Consider the following 2129-nt stretch of genomic DNA (forward strand, 5'->3'; position numbering starts at 1 on the left):
GCGCCGGCTTTCCAGCGCACCCTCGGGCCGACGTCGGTTCCGGTCGTCCCCGATAGTCGCGCCGCCGCCCAGCACCAGCGCCGACGCGGCGCCGTCCAGCTCCGCCTCGCGCAGGGCCGTGACGATCCCGTGCACGTCGGTGTTGTCCGCGGCGCGGCGCCCGTCCCGCAGGACGAGCGTGTTCGCGCCGCCGACCTTCGCCGCCAGCTCGGACACCGAATCCGCGAGCGACAGCGCCACCCGCTTCAGCGGCATGGTCAGCGACAGCCCGCGCCACGAGCCGTCCAGGCCGGCGAGGAAGCCCTCCAGGGCGTCCTCGCCGACCTCGAACGCGTCGTAGGACCAGCCGTCCAGCCCGAGCCCGGCGTACGCGGCGCGGTGCAGCACCGGGGACAGCGAGTGGGCGACCGGCGATCCGAGGACCGCGGCGCGGGCGGTGCTCACTTGCCCGCCGGGTGCTTGGCCAGCCACTTGTCGAGCTTGGTCTTCATCGCCGTGAACTCCGCGTCCGTCGTGCCGTACTCGGTGTAGCCGGTGGACGGGTTGGTGGTCACGAAGAACAGCCAGTCGCCCTTGGCCGGGGCCAGCGCGGCCTTCAGCGCCTCCGCGCCGGGGCTGTCGATCGCGCCGACCGGCAGCGGCTTCACCCGGTAGGAGTTGTAGGGCGAGTCGACCTCGGTGTCCTTGTAGGTGACGTGGAGGGTCCGCTTGTTCAGCGCGTACAGGACGGTCGTGTCGAGCTGCAGCGGACGGCCGATCTTGATCCGGTTGTAGAGCACCCGCGCGATCTTCGGGTAGTCCGCCTTGGTGCCGCCCTCGGCCTGCAGCAGGCTGGCGAGGGTGACGACCTGGCCCGGGTCGAGCCGCACCGACCGGGACCTGCCGACCAGGTCGAGCTCGCGCGCCTCCTGGTTGAACCGCTCGACCATCATCTTGAGGATGTCCTTGGCCGGCGCGTTCGGGTTCAGGTTGTACTGCCCCGGATAGAGGTAGCCCTCCACCTTGCCCTTGGCGTACGACGGCAGCCCGAGGCCCTTGCCGTCCTTGGCCGCGGACACGAAGTTGCGCACCGGGATGCCGGTCTTCTTCGACAGCTTCTCGAAGACCTCGGTCGCGCGCAGCCCCTCCGGCAGCGTGATCATGTTGCCGGCGCGGGCCTTGGGGTCCAGCAGCAGCGCCATCGCCGCCTTGGACGACATCCGCAGCCGCATCTGGTAGTAGCCCGGCTGCAGGCTGGAGGCCTTCGGCTCGTGGCCGTACACCTTCAGGAACGCCCGGACGCTCTTCACCACGTCGTGCTGCTGCAGCGTCGCGGCGATCACCGAGCCGCTGTCGCCCTCCTTGACCTGGACGATCACGTTGCCCGAGCCGGCGCCGGAGTAGTCCGGCGGGTGCATCCGGCCGTCGAGCCAGGCGTAGCCGAGCACCCCGCCCGTGCCTACGACCGCGACGAGGAACGCCATGGCGAACAGCACCGCCGCGCGTCCCTTGCCCTTGCGGCGGCGCTGCCGCTTGCGGGAGCGCCGCTGCTCGTCACGGCCGGGGCCGTCGCCGCGGCCGAGCTGGTCGTCGAGGAGGTGGCCGCCGCCCTGGCCCTGGTGCTGCTCCTGGTGGTCGTCGTACTCGTCGTCGTAGTACTCGTCCTGCTCGTACTGCGACTGCCCGTGCTGAGGCTGCCCGTGCTGGGGTTGGCCGTGCTGGGGTTGGCCGTGCTGGGGCTGCCCGTGCTGCGCCGCGTGGTGCTGGCCGGGATGCCCCTGGCCCTGCCGGCCGTACTGGTCGTACTGGCCTTGGTCGTACTGGCCGCCCTGACCGTACTGGTCGTACTGCTGCTGGTCGTACGGCTGCTGCTCGTACTGCTGTTGCTGCTCGTACTGCTGCTGCTCGTACTGCCGCTGGTCGTGTTGCTGCTGACCGCGGTGCCTGCCTTGCCCCTGCTGACCCTGCTGCCCCTGGCCGCGCTGCTGGTCGTACTGCTCCGGGGGGTACCGGTCCTGGCCGTGCTGCTGCGGGGGGCGCCGCCGGCGGCCGCGGCCGCGCTGCTCGGGGCCGTTGGGGGGGTCGGAGAAGAAGTCCACGTCGTTCACCCGCTCCGCCGGACGCCCTCGCCGGGCGGCCGTCCGGTCAGC

1 protein-coding gene and 1 pseudogene are annotated in these 2129 nt (G+C 71.7%); both read right to left on the reverse strand.

The annotated features are described in order from the left end of the window. Nucleotides 1–444 (reverse strand): annotated as a pseudogene (locus AB0J52_RS37495) (hypothetical protein); the annotation flags it as partial. Continuing rightward, on the reverse strand, nucleotides 441–2129 hold a 1689-nt coding region (gene mltG / locus AB0J52_RS37500; protein WP_500187710.1), incomplete at its 5' end, for an endolytic transglycosylase MltG. The pseudogene AB0J52_RS37495 and the gene mltG, both read right to left, overlap by 4 nt.

The organism is Spirillospora sp. NPDC049652 (assembly GCF_040675125.1).
Classification (GTDB): Bacteria; Actinomycetota; Actinomycetes; order Streptosporangiales; family Streptosporangiaceae; genus Spirillospora.